The organism is Streptomyces sp. NPDC043854, assembly GCF_056436005.1.
In genome coordinates this window covers 94,591-111,425 of record NZ_JBWKDK010000019.1, presented here as the reverse complement: position 1 = coordinate 111,425, position 16,835 = coordinate 94,591, and the positions used below count along the sequence as shown (strand labels likewise).

At 71.9% G+C, this 16,835-nt stretch carries 11 protein-coding genes and 3 pseudogenes; 10 read left to right on the top strand and 4 right to left on the bottom strand.

Annotation, left to right across the window (positions count from 1 at the left end; translation table 11 throughout):
• The first annotated feature begins 48 nt into the window (after positions 1-48).
• The 5 genes from AC068A_RS19230 (at position 49) to AC068A_RS19210 (ending at position 5,730) form a co-directional block, all read left to right on the top strand.
• Positions 49-1,143 (top strand): hypothetical protein, encoded by a 1,095-nt coding sequence (locus AC068A_RS19230; protein ID WP_478586356.1) that lies wholly within the window; start codon positions 49-51, stop codon positions 1,141-1,143.
• A 49-nt stretch (positions 1,144-1,192) separates the two neighbouring features.
• Positions 1,193-1,495 (top strand): hypothetical protein, encoded by a 303-nt coding sequence (locus AC068A_RS19225; RefSeq protein WP_478586354.1) that lies wholly within the window; start codon positions 1,193-1,195, stop codon positions 1,493-1,495.
• Positions 1,496-2,058: 563 nt separating this feature from the next.
• On the top strand, positions 2,059-3,513 hold the full coding sequence (locus AC068A_RS19220; RefSeq protein WP_478586352.1) for a C40 family peptidase: 1,455 nt from the start codon (positions 2,059-2,061) through the stop codon (positions 3,511-3,513).
• A 144-nt stretch (positions 3,514-3,657) separates the two neighbouring features.
• Positions 3,658-5,127, top strand: a complete 1,470-nt coding sequence (locus AC068A_RS19215; RefSeq protein WP_478586351.1) for a peptidoglycan DD-metalloendopeptidase family protein — start codon at positions 3,658-3,660, stop codon at positions 5,125-5,127.
• Positions 5,128-5,406: 279 nt separating this feature from the next.
• On the top strand, positions 5,407-5,730 hold the full coding sequence (locus AC068A_RS19210; protein ID WP_478586349.1) for a hypothetical protein: 324 nt from the start codon (positions 5,407-5,409) through the stop codon (positions 5,728-5,730).
• Positions 5,731-5,879: 149 nt separating this feature from the next.
• Here AC068A_RS19210 and AC068A_RS19205 read toward each other — a convergent pair.
• Positions 5,880-5,988 (bottom strand): annotated as a pseudogene (locus AC068A_RS19205) (transposase); the annotation flags it as partial.
• Between the two features lie 34 nt (positions 5,989-6,022).
• On the opposite strand from AC068A_RS19205, the pseudogene AC068A_RS19200 reads away from it, so the two are divergent.
• Positions 6,023-6,232 (top strand): annotated as a pseudogene (locus tag AC068A_RS19200) (IS630 family transposase); the annotation flags it as partial.
• Positions 6,233-6,237: 5 nt separating this feature from the next.
• On the opposite strand, the gene AC068A_RS19195 reads toward AC068A_RS19200, so the two are convergent.
• On the bottom strand, positions 6,238-8,979 hold the full coding sequence (locus AC068A_RS19195) for an NACHT domain-containing protein (RefSeq protein WP_478586347.1): 2,742 nt from the start codon (positions 8,977-8,979) through the stop codon (positions 6,238-6,240).
• A gap of 251 nt (positions 8,980-9,230) precedes the next feature.
• On the opposite strand from AC068A_RS19195, the gene AC068A_RS19190 reads away from it, so the two are divergent.
• Entirely contained in the window at positions 9,231-9,548 is a 318-nt protein-coding gene (locus tag AC068A_RS19190) for a hypothetical protein (RefSeq protein WP_478586345.1), read from the top strand.
• Positions 9,549-9,818: 270 nt separating this feature from the next.
• Positions 9,819-10,199 (top strand): annotated as a pseudogene (locus AC068A_RS19185) (ATP-binding protein); the annotation flags it as partial.
• Positions 10,200-10,307: 108 nt separating this feature from the next.
• Here AC068A_RS19185 and AC068A_RS19180 read toward each other — a convergent pair.
• Complete coding sequence (locus tag AC068A_RS19180; protein ID WP_478586344.1) at positions 10,308-11,525, bottom strand: MFS transporter; 1,218 nt, start codon at positions 11,523-11,525, stop codon at positions 10,308-10,310.
• Positions 11,526-11,530: 5 nt separating this feature from the next.
• A complete protein-coding gene (locus AC068A_RS19175) occupies positions 11,531-12,880 on the bottom strand; it encodes a preATP grasp domain-containing protein (protein ID WP_478586342.1) in 1,350 nt (449 codons plus the stop codon).
• 227 nt (positions 12,881-13,107) lie between these two features.
• Between AC068A_RS19175 and AC068A_RS19170 the strand changes: the two genes are divergently transcribed.
• Positions 13,108-14,262 (top strand): NAD(P)-dependent malic enzyme, encoded by a 1,155-nt coding sequence (locus AC068A_RS19170; protein ID WP_478586340.1) that lies wholly within the window; start codon positions 13,108-13,110, stop codon positions 14,260-14,262.
• Between the two features lie 101 nt (positions 14,263-14,363).
• Positions 14,364-16,829 (top strand): LuxR C-terminal-related transcriptional regulator, encoded by a 2,466-nt coding sequence (locus AC068A_RS19165; protein ID WP_478586338.1) that lies wholly within the window; start codon positions 14,364-14,366, stop codon positions 16,827-16,829.
• The last annotated feature ends 6 nt before the right edge of the window (positions 16,830-16,835 follow it).

The window sequence follows — 16,835 nt, the reverse complement described above, 5'->3', positions numbered from 1 at the left end:
CGGCAAGATGAAGAACCCGGCGACGGCCATGGAATACCTGGGAGTGACGTGACGAGCGGACGTTCCGACCTCGACGTGGTGGCAGCGGCGCTCGCCGCCCTGCCGCCCGTCGGGTACGGCTGGACGGACGAGATGCACGACCTGTACGAACGCTTCCAGCGAGAGCCGGACCCAGCGCTCCCGCAGGAGTACCGGCAGAAGTTCGAAAGCCAGCGGGAGTGGCAGCGGTTGTCCGCCTCCGCCCATGAAGCGTGGTGGTCTCTCAAGAAGCGAAGGGAAGCCGGCGGTCTGGGCCGGGCCGAGCGGGCCGAGGCCGCTGAGCTGGCGGAGCGCTGCGTACACGCCGGACTCGTGGCGTACGAGGCGGTGCATTTTCTGCACGGACTCGGTCGTCCGGAAGGCGAGGAGGTCCTGCTGCGGTTGGTGACCGACCTGTCGGTGGACAAGTACGTCAGGGCCGAGGCACGCGGATGGCTGATCCGCCTGCGCAGGCCGGACTACGACGCCCGCGCCCGGGCGTCGGTCGAGGGTGAGGAGCCGCTACTGCCGGAGGCGGTGCGGGTTCTGCCTGTCTCCGGGCCGACGGGCTGGGGGTGGGACGGCGTTCAGGAGACGCCGGAGAACATCGACCGCGCGCGACGGGTACTGGAGGCGCTCCTGCCCGCCGAGCGACTGACGTGGCCCGAGCCGCCGCCCGAGTGGAGCGGGAGGGACGACGAGGACGATGCCGAGGAACCGGAATGGCTCACCGTCCGCATCGTGCAGCGGGACCTGATGCCGTACCCGCGCCTGGTCACCCGGGAGCGGATGACCGAACTGCGGCGTGAGTGCGAGCTGCTCGGACTCGACGTGAGCGCCGAGGGCTTCGTCGAGCGGTGGGTCACGCGGATCGGGATGTGGATCGCCGGCGGCACCCTCGACTGGATCGCTCGCCTTGACGTCGAACGGACGGCGGACGTCACGCCCTGGGCCATGGACCTCGCCGCGCTGTACGTGGAGCGGGACGCCGGGGCCGAGGACGCGGTGAAGCTGCTGAGCTTCATGGACGACGAGCCACACAGCCGCGAGGTCCTGACCCGCCTCGCCGGGGACACCTCGCTGCGGCCCGAGGTACGAACCTGGGTGAAGAACGCCCTGCACTGAGCCGTGGGCCCGGGCAGCGAAGCCACGAGACGACCTCGCCGACCAGTGTGTGGCGTTCGCCGCGCAGGTGTTCGCCGACTTCCGCCTGGACCCCGGCGACGTCGTCGAAGTCCAGCTGCCGCCGTACCGCGAGCACGACGATCAGGAACCGGAGGAACGGGGCCGGGCCGACTGGCGGGCGGAGATCGCCTCCTGGATGTACTGGCACGCCCGGAACAAGCACCAACTGGAGCGGCCGTACGCGTCTTTCCCCGGCTTCTCGGCTGCTCGAACCAGGGGCACGGCTGCCCGTTGCGGGGCAGGCCGCCAGCGGGCGTTCGAACACACCGTGCGGCCGACGACGGCCCGCTGAGCGCCCGGACGGCCGGCGCGGGGCCCGAGGTGGCCTGGTTGGTCCAAGGCCGCTTCAGGCCCGCCGATCTCCCTTCCCAGGCCGCTGGCCAGCGACGAAGCTGATCTCTGTCAGCGAGGGAGACCTCGGGGACACCGCCTCGAAGGCTTCTGGAACGTCACCGCGGGACGTGTTCAGGGCAGTCCGGTCGTACGGACGTCAGACGGGCACCGACACAACCTGTTCGAAAGGAACCACGACCGCCATGCCCACCGGAACCCCGCGGACCGCCGCCCCCATCTCCGCGGCCAGATAGCCCAGCTGACAACTCCCTCATCGCGCGCCGACCCGAAGCAACCCCTGCGCCTCGGGAGTTCCACGCGACGCAGGACGGACCGCTGTACCTGCAGGACAGCCGTCCGACCGCGTTCCCCCTCCGCAGCACCCGCGGCACACCGCCGCACGGCACCCGCGGCACACCTGCCGCACCGCCGCACCACCACCCACGACATCCGCGACCACTGGTCGAGCCCCGTCGGCTCCCGGCGCACCGCGAACCTTCACACACGAACCGGAGTACACCCATGTCCCGCAACGGAAAGTCCTTCCGCCGCACCGGAATCGCCGCCCTGCTCGCCATCGCCGCCGCGAGCGGCACCATCGTCGCCGTCAACGGCACCGCGGTCGCCGACCCGGCGCCCCCGGCCGCAACGGGGGACGCCCCCGTGACCGGCGCCCCGAACCCCGACTTCGGAAGCACGGGCCAGGGCGCCGAGGTGCCCGTCTCCACGGAGGTGAGGGGAACGCCGTTCGCGGCAGCCGGGGCGGCCACGAAGATATCCCGCGAGACCGTCATCGAGCGGGCCAAGAGCTGGGTCGGCATCGGCCTCGACTACGACTGGGGCGGCCGCCACGGCGGTTACCGCACCGACTGCTCCGGCTACGTGTCGATGGCCTGGGACCTGGACTCCTCGCTGACCACGGACACCTTCGAGCCGCGCGGCGTCGTCTACAAGATCGGCAAGTCTGACCTCAAGGCGGGTGACGCCCTGCTCGACAACGACGGCGGCGCGGGCGGCCACGTCGTCCTCTTCGAGCGGTGGGCCAACAGCGACCACACCAAGTACTGGGGCTTCGACTTCACCCCGAGCGGCGTGCACCACCGGATCTACGACTACCCGTACTACCCGGGCTACGGCCCGTACTACCCGGTCCGCTACAAGAACATCGCCGACGACGCGGCCCCCAAGCCGCAGCCGGCCGCGGGCATGACGGACCTGGTCGCCGCCAACATCAACGGGGACGGCGTCGACGACGTGGTGGGCGTGGAGGCCTCCACCGGCAAGCTGTGGCTCTACAAGGGCAACAGCAACGGCACGATCGCCGGCGGCTCGGGCCGCATCGAGATCGGGGCGGGCGGCTGGAACGGCATGTCCAACCTGGCTGCCGCCGACTTCAACGGCGACGGCAAGGACGACATCGTCGCCACCCAGGAGTCCACCGGCAAGCTCTACCTCTACCCCGGCACGGGCTCGGGCCTGGGCGCCCGCAAGGAGATCGGCTCCGGCGGCTGGAACGGCATGCACGACCTCATCGGCGGCGACTTCACCGGCGACGGCAAGGCCGACGTCGCGGGCGTCGAGCGGTCCACCGGCAAGCTGTGGCTCTACAAGGGCAACGGCACCGGCGCCATCAGCGGCGGCAGCACCCGCGTGCTGATCGGCACGGGCGGCTGGAACGGCATGCACGACCTCATCGGCATGGACGTCGACAACGACGGCAAGACGGACGTGGTCGGCGCGGAGTCCTCCAGCGGAAAGCTCTTCTTCTACAAGAGCAACGGCTCCGGCCTGGAGACCCGCAAGGAGATCGGCTCCGCCGGCTGGAACGGCATGAACGACCTCATCGGCGGCGACTTCACCTCGAACGGCTACGACGACCTGGTGGGCGTCGAGAAGTCCACCGGCAAGCTCTACCTCTACCCCGGCACGGGTTCGGGCCTCGGGGACCGCAAGGTGATCGGCTCGGGCGGCTGGTAGCAGCCCGCAGGAGGGTGCCGGGAGCGTGACGCTCCCGCCCCGGCACCCCCCCGCCCTTCCCCGCCGCTCCCCTCCCCTCCCCTCCCTTCCCCACACCTCAACTGACCACTGTTGGCACCCTCGTGCCGGTTTGGAACTGCCATCATGCTCAAGAAGTTCACGTCGAAGCGCGTACGGATCGCCACGGGCCTGCTGTGCGCCACGATCGCCGCCACCACGCTGACCACGGGCGGCGCGCACGCCGCCGACGAGACGGACCTGCACGGTGAACTCCCCGCCCTGACCCTGGAGGACATGGGCCTGCCTGGCGACTACGGCGTCACGCCGATGGCGGCCGCCGCGTCCACCGGCCGCCCCACGTTCCAGATGCCGTTCAAGTGCGGCGAGACCTGGCACGGCGACTCCCGCTCGTACCACAGCCCCTCCCCCCACGCCATCGACTGGACGCAGGGCGGCTCCACGGTGAACTCCCCCGTCGTGGCCAGCGCCGGCGGCATCGCGCACATCAAGGACAAGGGCGCGAGGAGCTACGGCAAGTTCGTGGTCATCGACCACGGCAACGGCTGGAGCACCCTGTACGCGCACCTCAACGGCTTCAACGTGCGCGAGGGCCAGCGGGTGACCACCGGCCAGCAGATCGGCATCGTGGGCAGCACCGGCGGATCCAGCGGCCCCCACCTGCACTACGAGCAGCGGTACTACGGCGACTACCAGCGCACCGTCTTCAACGGCACCGCCTTCTACCCGGACGGCAGCCTGAAGAGCAAGAACTGCGCGACGACGACCCCGGACCCGAAGCCCCAGGGCCCCGGCGAACCGGCGGAGCCCAGCGACAAGGGCATGAACGACCTGGCGTCCGCGGACCTCAACGGCGACAACGTCCTCGACGTCATCGCGGTGGAGACCGCGACCGGCAAGCTGTGGATGTACAAGGGCAACGGCAACGGCACCATCGCCAGTGGCTCGTCCCGCGTCCTGATCGGCTCCGCCGGCTGGAACGGCATGTCGAACCTGACCGGCGGCGACTTCAACAAGGACGGCAAGGACGACCTGGTGGCCGTCGAGGAGTCCACCGGCAAGCTGTGGCTCTACAAGGGCCACGACAACTCGACCATCGCGGGCGGCTCCGACCGCGTCCTGATCGGCGCGGGCGGCTGGAACGGCATGTCCAACCTGACCGCACTCAACCTCAACGGCGACGGCGTCGCCGACCTCGCGGCGGTGGAGAAGTCGTCGGGCAAGCTGTTCCTCTACCCGGGCACCGGCTCGGGCCTGGGCACCCGCAAGGAGATCGGCTCCGGCGGCTGGAACGGCATGTCGAACCTGACCGGCATGGACCTGAACAACAGCGGCCGCCAGGACCTCGTCGCGGTCGAGAAGTCGACCGGCAAGCTCTTCCTCTACCCGGGCGACAGGGGCTACCTGAGCCCGCGCATCGAGATCGGCTCGGGCGGCTGGAACGGGATGTCCGACCTGATAGGCGGCGACCTGTTCAACAACAGCCCGTCGGACGACCTGGTCGCGGTCCAGAACTCCACCGGCAAGCTCTTCCTCTACCCGGGCACCGGCTCGGGCCTGGGCGAGCGCAAGGAGATCGGAAACAGCGGCTGGTAATCGCGATCGCGGGTCCGACCGCGTGAGCAGGGCCGAGAAGTGGTGAGAGGTGGCCCGTCCCTCCGGGGGCGGGCTACTGCCGTTTCACCCTGGTGGCCGACGCGCGGGCGGCCTGCGCCCTGCCCCTCCACCTCGACGAACGCCACCCGCTGCTCTTAGCTCTGACCGATGGGGCAGGCCCCTGCGCCGTGTGCTCGCCCTGGGAGGTGGCCTGCCCAGGACCGCGCTCGGCACGCACATCTATGTTCTTCTGGCAGCGTTCATGGAAGGCTGGAGGCCATGACCTCAGCAGCCAGACGGAACACCCCCGGGCAGGACCTCTTAGCGAGTCTCTTCTTCCTTGCCCTCGGCGCGGCGATTGTCTTCGTCGGATTCCAGGTCAAGGGTTCGTCTGCCGACTGCGGCGGCGAGACGATGTCGGCGGGCGACACCTGCGTCAGCTACTCAGGCGGCCACCAGACCGGGAGTAAGAACCTGGACGAGCAGAAATCCAGCAATTCGACCAGCGCAAACGTGGCGTTCGTCATCGGAGGGCTCGTGATGCTCGGCAGCGCCTGGTCAAGCGTCAGGTCCCTCGGACGCTTGAGCGGTTCGGCTCGCTGACTGTCCACTTGCCTCGGCAGTGGATCAATGCGCGCACCGCCCGCGCGCTGATGTGCGCGCACGATGGTGGAGTCCACCAAGATGCCCCGGTCGGTCTCACTGGCAGCGTCGGCTGTGGCCTGGACCTGTTGCAGCAGGCGTTCCCTCGGCGCCGCCGGCAGACCAGAGCCGGTGGCGCTCATAGACGGTCTTCCAGGGCCCGAACCGCTCCGGCAGATCGCGCCAGTGCACCCCGGTACGCACTCGATGCCGGATCCCGTCGACTACCGGGACTTGCTCGTCCGTGCCCACATCCAGCTTTCGGCTGCCCGCGTACCTGAATCCCGTCGAGGCCGTCTGGTCACTCGTGCGCAGAGCGATGGCCAACACCGCTTTCGGCACACCCGACGACCTCGACCGCATACGTCGCAGCGAATTACGCAGAATCCAGCTCCGGCCCCACCTGATCGACGGCTGCCTCACCGCCACCGGCCTGACCCTCACACCACCGACCCCACCCTGAAAATCTCAGTAGGAGGCGGGCCGAGCCGGCCGGTCGGGGCAGATCCGGGGCAGGAGTTCCTCGACCGTTGTGTTCAGATGGAGTTGGAGCAGGCGGTGGGGGAAGAAGTAGCCGCTGTCCGTGCGGTGGAGGAGGACGCGTTCTTCCGCCGTGTGCAGGAAGCGGCGGTACCGGTAGGGCGTGCGGCCCCTGTATGCCAGGACCGCGCGGATCGTCCAGTGGCGTACGACGGCCAGGCCCCCGTACCGGAAGCCCCGGACCACGGCGAACAGCACGGCGAGCAGGGCTGCGACGAATCCGGCCCGGTGCAGGTCCTGTTCAGGTGCGGCCAGGCCGATCAGAAGGAGCAGGCCGAGGCCACCCACGGTCAGTCCCGCGAATCCGTGGACCAGGGAGAAGCGCATCGACCGGCGGATCCCCTCGTTCGGGCGGGGGCGGCGGTCCTGCAACGAGGGCTCGAACTGGTTGCCGAAGACGTAGGCCAGGCCGAGGAACGTGGTCGCGGCCGGGGCGATCCACGAGGGCTCCGGGCACAGCAGGTGGATGACGTACCCGAGCAGGCCGATGAGCGCGCCCCACATGACCACCGACAGCGCGCCGCGCACGATGTGGAACTTGACCGGCGAGGAGTAGATCATCATCTCCCGCCGCCGCCAGGTCCACCGCATCCGTTCCACCGGCTCGAAGATGCGGGTGAAGGAGGCTTCCATCTGGGTGATCGCGACCCAGGCGTAGGCGAGGCCCACCACCATGCATCCGGGTGACGTCAGGTCCGCCTCCACCACGTACACCAGCAGGAACAGGATGATCATCATCGTGGGCATGTTGCTGATCATGGGGATGGCGAGCGCCCCGCTCTCCTTCCCGCCGCCCTCCTCCCCGCTCCTGCCGTCCCCGGGGCTTCCGCTGCCCTCCCTGCCGGTCCTCAGGAAGTGTTTCTCCGACTGGTACGCCTGCGCGCCGACGTTCACCGTCATGGCCAGGGCGAGGGCTGCGGCGTCCCGCAGGCCGGTGTGCACCACCCCGGCCCGGACGGCCACGGCCAGCCACAGCAGGGGCACGCCCATGGAGAAGACGGCCATGGTCACCGTCGGGACGATGCGCGGAAGCATCCCCTCGGCTCGGGACAGCCAGCTCAGGTCCAGCCGGTCCAGGTACAGCACGTGCTCCTTGCGCTCGGTGAGCATCCGGGCGAGCGAGGTCAGCCAGGTGAGGGTCCGTTCGGGGGCGGCATCCGGCCTCGGGCGGTCCTCCCGCAGCAGGCACTCGCGCGTGTAGGCGTCGAAGATCCGCTTGCGGCGCTCGGTGAGGCTGCCCGGAACGCGGAAGTCGTCCGCCGGCCTGTTGCGGTAGGTGAGGCGGATGAAGTTGAGCATCATCGGCGACTCGAACAGCTGCCACAGGTCCGGATCCTTCTGCAGCGCGGCGTGTACGTCCGCGAGCGCCCCCCGGTCGGCTTCGAGGAACTCCTGGACGTCCCGTCGCCACGGGGGCTGGATCTCGACGTAGCGGTGCGCGCGGAGGTCCTGGGCGAGGCGGCGCAGGTCGGCCTCGTCTGTGCGGCAGCCGACGGCCATGCCAGGGCAGTCGCGGCGCAGGCGTCGGAGTTCCGTGACGCATTTGCGCCGGTCGTTCTCCGGCACCTCGTCCAGGCCGTCCAGCACCGGGAGCAGCCGGTGCTCACTCAGCCAGGTGCGCACCAGCACGCCCGCGACCTGGTAATCGTGGGCGATGACGGAGGCCAGCCAGTCCTCGATGGGTTCGCCCCGGTAGGTGTCCAGTCGCAGGTAGACCGGGATGTACGGGGGTTCCCTGTCGTCCGGGGTGTCCAGCACCTCCACGGCCAGCCGGTGGGCGAGCCGGGCAAGCTGGGTGGTCTTCCCCATGCCCGGCCGGGCCAGCACCACCAGGTCGTCGGTCTCCTCGTACAGCGCACGGATGCTGGTCACCGGGGTCGGCACCGGTACCCGCTCGGCCCGCCAGGCCTTCCGGCCCCGGCGTCCGCGTCCGGAGCGGTCCTCCAGCGGTTGCGGCTTCGTGAGGATCGCGAACCGCGGTGTGAGGTAGTGGTGGGCCTCGGCCCGCCCGAGATCGGTGGCCGTCCTCCTCCTCACGTTCTTGACCAGCTTGCGGTGCATCCGTATCGCGTGCTTGTCCCGGCGGGCGCGTACCGGCCAGGTGACGGCCGTGACCACCCAGGCCACGACGGTCCGGACGAGCCGGCGGAGGGGGTACCGGCGGAGGTCCATGCCGGGGGTGTCCGCGCCCGGGGTGTCCGCGCCCGGGGTGTCCGCGCCGGCGGCGTCGGTGCCGGGGGCGCCCCGGTGGGGCGCGGGTACGCCCGCGTCGGGCTCCGGCTCCGGGCTCTCGTCCTCGACCCCGGGCAGCGGCGGCTGCTCCTCCTCGTCGGCCTCTTCCCGCTGTGCGGCCGAGGTCTGCTCCGCCCAGGCCTTGTGCCACCGTGGCTCCCACTCGCCGGGATCCCCACCCAGGGCCGTGACCATGGACAGGAACGGCTCCAGCCGCGGGCGTCTCTTGCCGGAGAAGCATTGGGAGACATAGGGCGTGCTGACGTAGGAGGCCTTGGCCAGCGCGGTGACCGTCGGGCGCGCGACCGGATCCAGACCTTGGTAGAGCTCGTCGTAGACCCGGCGCATGAGCGCCGCCCAGGGCCGGAACTCCGGTTTGGCCGCCGCCGGATCCGGGCGCTGCGGCCCATACGGCCGGAAGCCGGCGCGTTCTGCCATCCGCTTTCCTCGTTCCTGAAGTTCACGAACCGTTTATTGCCGTTCACTCGTTTACGGCTGCCCGAAGTGCCTGGTCAGCGAGGTGCGGCGGGCCGTAGAACGGTGGTTGCCGGGGCTCGCCGCCGTGTTCGCGGCGAGCCGCACCGGGGCCGTTGTGCCCACCCCGGCTCCATTCATCTTGGCCAGCGGAGCGCCGTTTGTACGGCCAATGGCCAGGTTCGGAAAATTCGTTGTCTTCGAGGAGTCCGCGCATGAACGTTTCACGCCTGCTCCCTGCCCTCAGCGGCCTGGTGACGGCCGGGCTGGGGGCGATGGCCGAGGCGCCCTGGTGGCTGGTCGGGACCCTGGCCTTCGCCGCGCTTCTGGTCCTGCGGGCCGAGACACTGGTCAACGCCCGCAACGAAGCACGCCGCGGGAGCCACGAGAGCCGGCTCCTGGGCATCGTCCCCCGACGGCAGGCCCTGGACTATCTGCGGGAGGTCAGGCAGGCCCAGGCCGGCTCGCCGCCGTTGCAGCCCGAGCCGCCGACCGGTGCAGAGGCGGACCCGGCTCAGCGCCCGTGCCGGTGACTCAGGTTGCTTCCGGCCCGGGGTGGACGGGCAGGCCGGGCCGGTCACTGAGATTTTCAGGGTGGGCGGTCGAGGTCGTCGGGTGTGCCGAAAGCGTGTCGGCCATCACTCTGCGCACGAGTGACCAGACGGCCTCGACGCGCAGGCGATAGGAAATCCGCCAGGCGCGACCACACCGACACGGCACCCCTGCTGCGCCCTCGGCGCCGACGCATCTCCCCGTTGAAGGCCAGCAGGACGCCGGTGTCCCGGTCCAGATAGGGGCCGGGCATGGCCTGCGGGTCGACGATCAGCAGCGTGGGAAGCGGCGCGGGGCCGCCGGGGCGACCGGGTCCCGGTCGATGTGGACATCGCCAGCGGGGCCACGGTCCGCGGCAGCTCCCTGCGGCTCTCCCGGCTCGTCACCAACCTGCTGGACAACGCCCAACGCCACGCCGACCGGCAGGTCTGCCTCCCCTCCACGTGGAGGACGAGGCCGGGGGCACGGCCGTCCTGGAAGTGCGTGACGACGAGCCGGGCATCCCGGCAGCCGCCCGGGAGCGGGTCTTCGAGCGGTTCACCCGTCTCGACGACGCCCGCAGCCGCGACCAGGGAGGCTTCGGCCCGGGTCTGGCCATAGCCCGCGACATCGCCACCCGCCTGGGCGGCTCCCTCACCGCCGGACGATCACCGCTCGGCGGCGCCCGCCTGGTGGCCCGGCTCCCGCTGGACACCGCCGGAACGATGCGGGCCGCGGATCCGGGCCGGAGCGGCGGCGTCTCACACGGGCGCGTCCTGCCTTGCCCCGAGGGGCCGCCCCACGCGGGCGGGCCCCCGCTCGGCCAGCGCGCTCACCGCGGTGATCACCACGGCGACCACCACCCCGCCCAGGATGGCGGTGGACGCGTCGGCCACCCGCAGTACCAGCGCCGACAGCGAGGCCGTCAGGCTGTATCCGGCGCCCTGGACCGCGTACATCATCGAATACCCGGCGGCGTGGGCGTGTTCGGGCAGGCGGTCGCGCAGGCTGAGGCTGCGCGACACCATCACCCCGGACTGGAACACCCCCGCCGCTGCGAGGGCGACCGCGATCCCGGGGAGCCCCGGCAGCACCGTCACCAGGGCGACGCAGCCCGCCGTCGCGGCGAGCAGCACCAGACTCTGCACCCGTACCGCGCCGGGCCAGGTGCGCAACCCGTAGCAGAACGCCCCGAGTGCGCTGGCCAGCGCGAACCCGGCGAGCAGGATCCCCGACCAGCCGAGGGCGATGCCGCGGTCCTCCAGCAGGGCGGGCAGGACCAGTTCGGCGGTGGCCAGCATCGCCATCGCGGCTGCGCTCGTCAGGTAGACCGGCCAGCCCGCCAGCAGGGTCCGCGTCATCGGGCGGCCGGTGTGCCCCTTCCCGGGCGCGGCGGCCGCGGGCTCCGGCAGCAGCAGGAGCAGGGTGCACGCTGCCGCGGCGAGCACCGCGGCCAGGACCAGCGGTGCCCCGGGGAAGACCCGCAGGGCGAGGAGCACCACCACGGCCGGCGCCGCCGCCCAGGTGATCTGGGTGAGTACGGCCTCAGCGCTGAGCGCGCGCGGTACGGACTCCTCCGGGACCAGACGCGTCAGCAGCGACCGGACACCGCCGGGGCAGGCGGCCGGGGCTCCGCCCGCGAGGAACGCGAGGGCGAGCAGGACGGGGGCGGGGGCGTCCCCGGCCAGCGGCAGCGCGGCGAAGGCAGCGGCCCCCACCAGCAGTCCCGCGCTCAGCTCCCGGCGCATCGGCCTGTGCGCGAGGCGGGCGCCGAGCAGCGGCGCGCACACCACCTCCCCCAGGACGTAGGCGGAGGCCAGCGTGGCGCCGAGCGCGTAGCCCCCCGAACTCCCGCGGCTGAAGAAGACCAGCGCCAGGGGAGCCATGGCCACGGGGGCCTTGCTGGCCAGTGCGACCAGCGACCAGAGCAGCAGGTCCCGGGTCACGAGCGCCCGGTAGCCGGACCGTTCGGCGGCCATGGCGCTCAGCCCTCCGCGCCCAGGCCGGCGAACAGCCGCGCCACCCGCTCTTCGAGCTCCTCGGCGTGCGCCAGGGTCTCCCCGACCACGCAGTACTCGCCGAAGCCGCCGCTCGGGCTGTTGTCGTCCACCGTGATCAGTACGCCGGTACGGGTGGCCGGGTCGTAGCCGAGTCCGGCCTCCTCCAGCGAGCGCACCGTCTGCGCGAAGGGCGGGAAGGTGCAGCGCCGGAGCTCGACCAGCACCCGGTCGGTGAAGTAGTCGCCGCCCACCACGCGTTCGCCGATCCGGTGGATGTGCGTGGACCCGCCGGTGCGGCAGTTGAACTCGTTGACGAGGATGTCCCGGTCCGGCGTGACGATGGCGTCCACGCTGACGATGCCCCGGTAGCCCATGGCGTGCAGCGGCTCGCACATCCGGGCCGCCGCCTCCAGAAAGCCGGTGAAGTCCACCGCGTCGGCCGAGGCCGAAGGGGCGGGCACGATCAGCCCGTTGAGGACGGGCTTCATCCGCATCTCGCCGTGCCCGGTGAACTCCACCCCCTGCTCCTCCACGCGCAGTTCCGCGTAGACCGGCACCGATTCGGGGACGTAGTGCTCGATGACGACGCTGCCCCGGCCCCCGTCAGTCAGCCACGGCCAGCGGTCGGTCAGATACTTCTCCAGCTCCTCGCGGTCGGCGGCGACCACGGTCCGCTGCGCGCCGAGCGGATCCACCCCGGCGACCGGGCTGACGATCTCGTTGCCGAAGCCGGCCACGTGGAAGTCCTGCTTGAGGATGGCGGGCAGTCCGCGGGACAGGAACCGCTCCCACAGGAACCGGGCCGCGTCCTCCTGGGCGGTGAACACCCCGCCCTCCGGCACCGGGGCGCCGACGCCTCCGGCAATGGCCCGGAAGGTGGCCTTGCTGTTGAGGAGGCGGCCGCCGCTCTGGTCCAGGAAGCCGAAGCCGGCCGTGACGCTGTCCAGGCCCAGGGCGCGCACCAGGACGGCCACCGAGCTGTCGAAGTGGAACGGCAGGACCTGGTCGACCCCGTGTGCGGCGACCGCCTCGCGCAGCTCCCCTGTGAACGCCTCCCCGCACAGCCGGTCGCGGGAGAGCACGCCCTCACCGTACCGCCCCGGCGGGGGCACGAGCACACGTACCGCATCCCGGTCGATGCCCAGCTGCCCGGTCACATGGCGCAGGAACTCCTCGTCCGGGGCCGTCGGCAGGACGAGGACGTCCCCCTCGCTCAGGCACCAGGCCATCCGCTGGGCCTGGTTGCCGACGTAGCGGCGGTATTCCGGCGTGAGCGAATCGAGGTCTCCGACCATTTCTTCGGTGCGCTGGTTGCTGATGATCAGGGTTGCCATGGTGGGATCTCTTATTTCCTCGGGGGGCGGATATCGATGGGAAGGCGGCGGGGTGAAAGGCCCCGCGGGGCCGGGCCGTACGGGCCCGGGCCCTCACCATGCTGGTGTCGGCGTCCTTCGGCGGCCACTACCCGACCGAGTAGGAAAGGGGCCGTGGGCAGGACTACCCGGGTGGGTAGTCCCCCTTTCGCGGTCCGCTGCCTAGCCTTTTCCGCATGATCACTACGATGACTGAAAAGCCCGTTACGGATGCCGAGATATTCGCCGCCCACACCGGCGGAAAACTGGCCGTGGAGGTCACCACCGAATTCGGCGACGCGCGGTCCCTTTCCCTTGCCTACACCCCGGGCGTGGCCAGGATGAGCGAAGCGATCGCGACCGATGCCGCACTCGCCGCCCGCTATACCTGGGCCGGACGCCTCGTGGCCGTGGTCACCGACGGCACCGCCGTACTCGGCCTCGGCGACGTCGGCCCGCTCGCGGCGCTGCCGGTGATGGAGGGCAAGGCGGCGGCGCTCAAGAAGTTCGCCGGTCTCAACGCCATCCCCCTCGTGCTGTCCACGACGGACGTGGACGAGATCGTGGACACCGTGGTCAGGCTGCGCCACTCGTTCGGGGCGGTCAGCCTGGAGGACATCGCGGCGCCCCGCTGCTTCGAGGTGGAGGCGCGGCTCACCAAGGCGCTGGACTGCCCGGTGATGCACGACGACCAGCACGGCACCGCCATCGCCGTACTCGCCGCCCTGCGGGGGGCCGCCACCGTCCTGGGGCGGCCCTTGCACACCCGCCGGGTGGTGGTGTACGGATCCGGGGCCGCAGGCGTGGCCTGCGCCCGGATCCTGCTGAGCGCGGGAGTCACGGATGTCACGGTGCTCGACTCCCGGGGCATCCTCGTCCCCGGCCGCGCGGGCATGAACCTGGTCAAGACGGAGCTCGCCGCGCTGACCAATCCCCGGCGGCTGCACGGCGGCCCGGCCGAGGCGCTGCGCGGAGCCGACGTGTTCGTCGGCGTCTCCGGGGCGCGTGTCGCGCCCGAGTGGATCGCCTCCATGGCCCCGGATCCGGTGGTCCTCGCGCTGTCCAGCCCCGAACCGGAGATCCACCCCCAGCTGGCGGCCCGTCACGCCGCGGTGGTCGCCACCGGCGGCAGCGACCACCCCAACCAGGTCATCAACACCCTCGCCTCGCCGGGCATCTACCTCGGGGCGCTGGACGCTGGAGCCACCCGCATCACCGAGCGCATGAAGCTCGCCGCTGCCGAGGCGATCGCCGCGGTCGCCGCCCCCGACCTGGCCGCGGACCGGATCGTCCCGCACTCCCTGGACCCGCGCGTGACACCGGCCGTCGCCGCCGCGGTCCGCGCCGCGGCCCAGGGGAGTTGATACTTCCGCCCGCACGACCTGACGTTCTCCGTCTCCACCGTGGTGCAATACCGGTCGGTCGACCGGAAGGCGGTGGGCCGGGGTGCTCAGGGAGAGAACGTATGTCTGCGCTGACGGCCTTGTACGGACGTGAGAGGGAACTCCGGCGGCTGGGCGGCTTCCTGGACAGAGCGGCGCACGGACACCCCGAACTCCTCGTGGTCGGTGGACAGGCCGGCGTCGGCAAGAGCCGGCTCCTGCTCGACGCGGCACACCACGCACGCCGCCGGGGGTTCACCGTCCACCAGCACCACGCCTCGGAGCTGCGCGGCAGTGCCGGTGCCGCCCTGCGCGAGGCGGTGGGGTCGGCCGGCCCCCCGCCGCTGATCGTGGTCGACGACGTGGAGCCGGGATCCGCCGACACCCTGTTCGACCTCATCCGCTCCACAGGCCGGGCGGCCCGGCCCCCCGTCTCCGTCCTGCTGGCGCGCAGCGCGAGCACCGGGGGGCTCGACCCGGCGGGGGAGACCTCCTGGGAGGGCGCCGGCGGGCCGCCGATCGCCGGTCTGGAGCTGGCGCCGCTGGAGGAGGAGGCGGTACGTGAACTCGTCGCTGACCTCCTCGCCGTGGCGCCGCAGCAGGCTCTGCTGGACGTGGCGGCCTGCGCCAACGGCAATCCGAGGCTGATCGTCGAACTGCTGGAGGGCCTGCGCGAGGAGGGCCGGATCAGCCCCGACGGGGAGCTGGTGCGGCTGACACCGGGCAGGCTGCCGTCCCGGGTCCAGGCGGCGGTGGCCGGCCTGCTGCGCCAGCTGTCCCGGGAATCCGCCCAACTCCTGCGGGTCGGCACCGTGCTGGGCCGCACGTTCCAGCTCTCCCAGGCCGCCGCCATGCTGGGCACCAGTACCGCGGCCCTGCTCCCCGCCCTCGACGAAACCCTCACCACGGGAGTCCTGCGGCTCACCGACGAAGGAGTCACCTTCCAGCAGCCGCTGCTGTGGCGTGCCGTGTTCGAGGCGATCCCGCCCAGCGTGCGCTCCACCCTGCACGAGGAGGCACGCCGGCTCGCCCCGGGGCACGACCTCCCCGCCCGTGACCTCGCCTCGCTCGGCCGTCAGGGCGCCGCGCGGGCCAAGTCGGGGAGCCCGGCGGACGACGGGGCGGGCGTGACGGGCGCCCTGGCGACGCTGCTGGGCTCGGGATACGTCGAGTCCGCCCTACTGCTCGCCCGCAGCGCACTGAACGGGCCACTGCCCCGCAGCGGGGTGACCACGCTGCGCCGGGTGGTCCTGGACCTGGTGATGGTGGGTACGGGCGGTGCCCCGGGCGGCTTCGGCCCGGTCGGCGCCGAGCAGGCCCGGGCGGCGATCGACCGCCTCCACGACGGCGGTCCCGAGGCCCGCCGCGCCGCCGCCACCGCCCTGGCCGGACTGCGCTGGAGCGAGGGCAAGGTGAGCGAGGCGCTGCGCTCGGGCGCGGCGGCGGTCGAGCAGCCCATCACCCCCGACACCGCCGCCGAGCGCGCGTACCCGCGGGTGGCGCACGCCCGGCGGCTGATCTGCGCGGGTGAGCCGGACGCCGCCCGCGCGCTGATCGCCCGCGTCCTCGCGGACACGCCCGCTGGTCCCCTCGCCGTCTTCCGGCCCGCGGCCGATCTCGTACGGGCCGAGGCCCACGACCGTGCCGGGGAGTTCGCCGAGGCCGAACACGCCGCCCTCGACGTCCTCGACGCCTTGGAGGCGGCCGCAACCGGGGGGCCAGCGACCCTGCAGGCCTGGGCCCGGTCCACCCTGTGCCGGGTGGCGCTGCGCCGCGGTGACGCCGCAGGCGCCGCGGTACAGCTCGCGCGGCTGCGGGAGTTCGGGCCGGAGGTGACGGAGCTGGCACCCGTACCGGCCGCGTGGCTGGAGCTCATCGTGGCGCACGCACAGGGCGAACACCTGGCCGCGACGGCTCTGCTGACCGGTTCCGGGCGGCACCTGCCGTCGCTGCGCCCGCTCCACCTGGCGGAACCGGGTGCAGCCGCCTGGTTCGTCCGCTTCTCCCGTACGGCCGGGAACCCGGAGCCGGGCCGGGCCGCCCTGCGTACCGCCGAACTCCTGGCTGCGGCCGACCCCGACGCCCCCTCCTTGCAGACGGCGGCCCTGCACGCCCGGGCCCTGTTCGAATGCGACCCGGACGGTCTGACCCGGGCCGCCGCCGAGCACACCGACGCCTGGGCCGGCGCCTGCGCGGACTCGGACCTGCGGACCCTGCTCGGGGCGCGCGGCACGTCCGCCACGGGGCGCAGCCGGTCCTGGCTGGTGAGGGAGCACGCTGGCCGCTATGCCGTGGTCGACACCGCCCCCGAGCCGGCCCGTGCGGACGCGGCGGTGGCCGCCTGGGAGGAACTCGGCGGAACCGAGCGCACGATCGCCGCGCTCGTGGCGGACGGCCTGACCAACGGCGAGGTGGCCAGCGCGGTCCATCTCTCCCCGCACACCGTGAACTACTACCTGCGCAGGATCTACGCAAAGCTGGGCATCCACTCCCGCGTCGAACTGGCCAGACTCGCCCTGTCTGCACCTCGCCGCCTGTTCTCTCCCTGAAAGGCA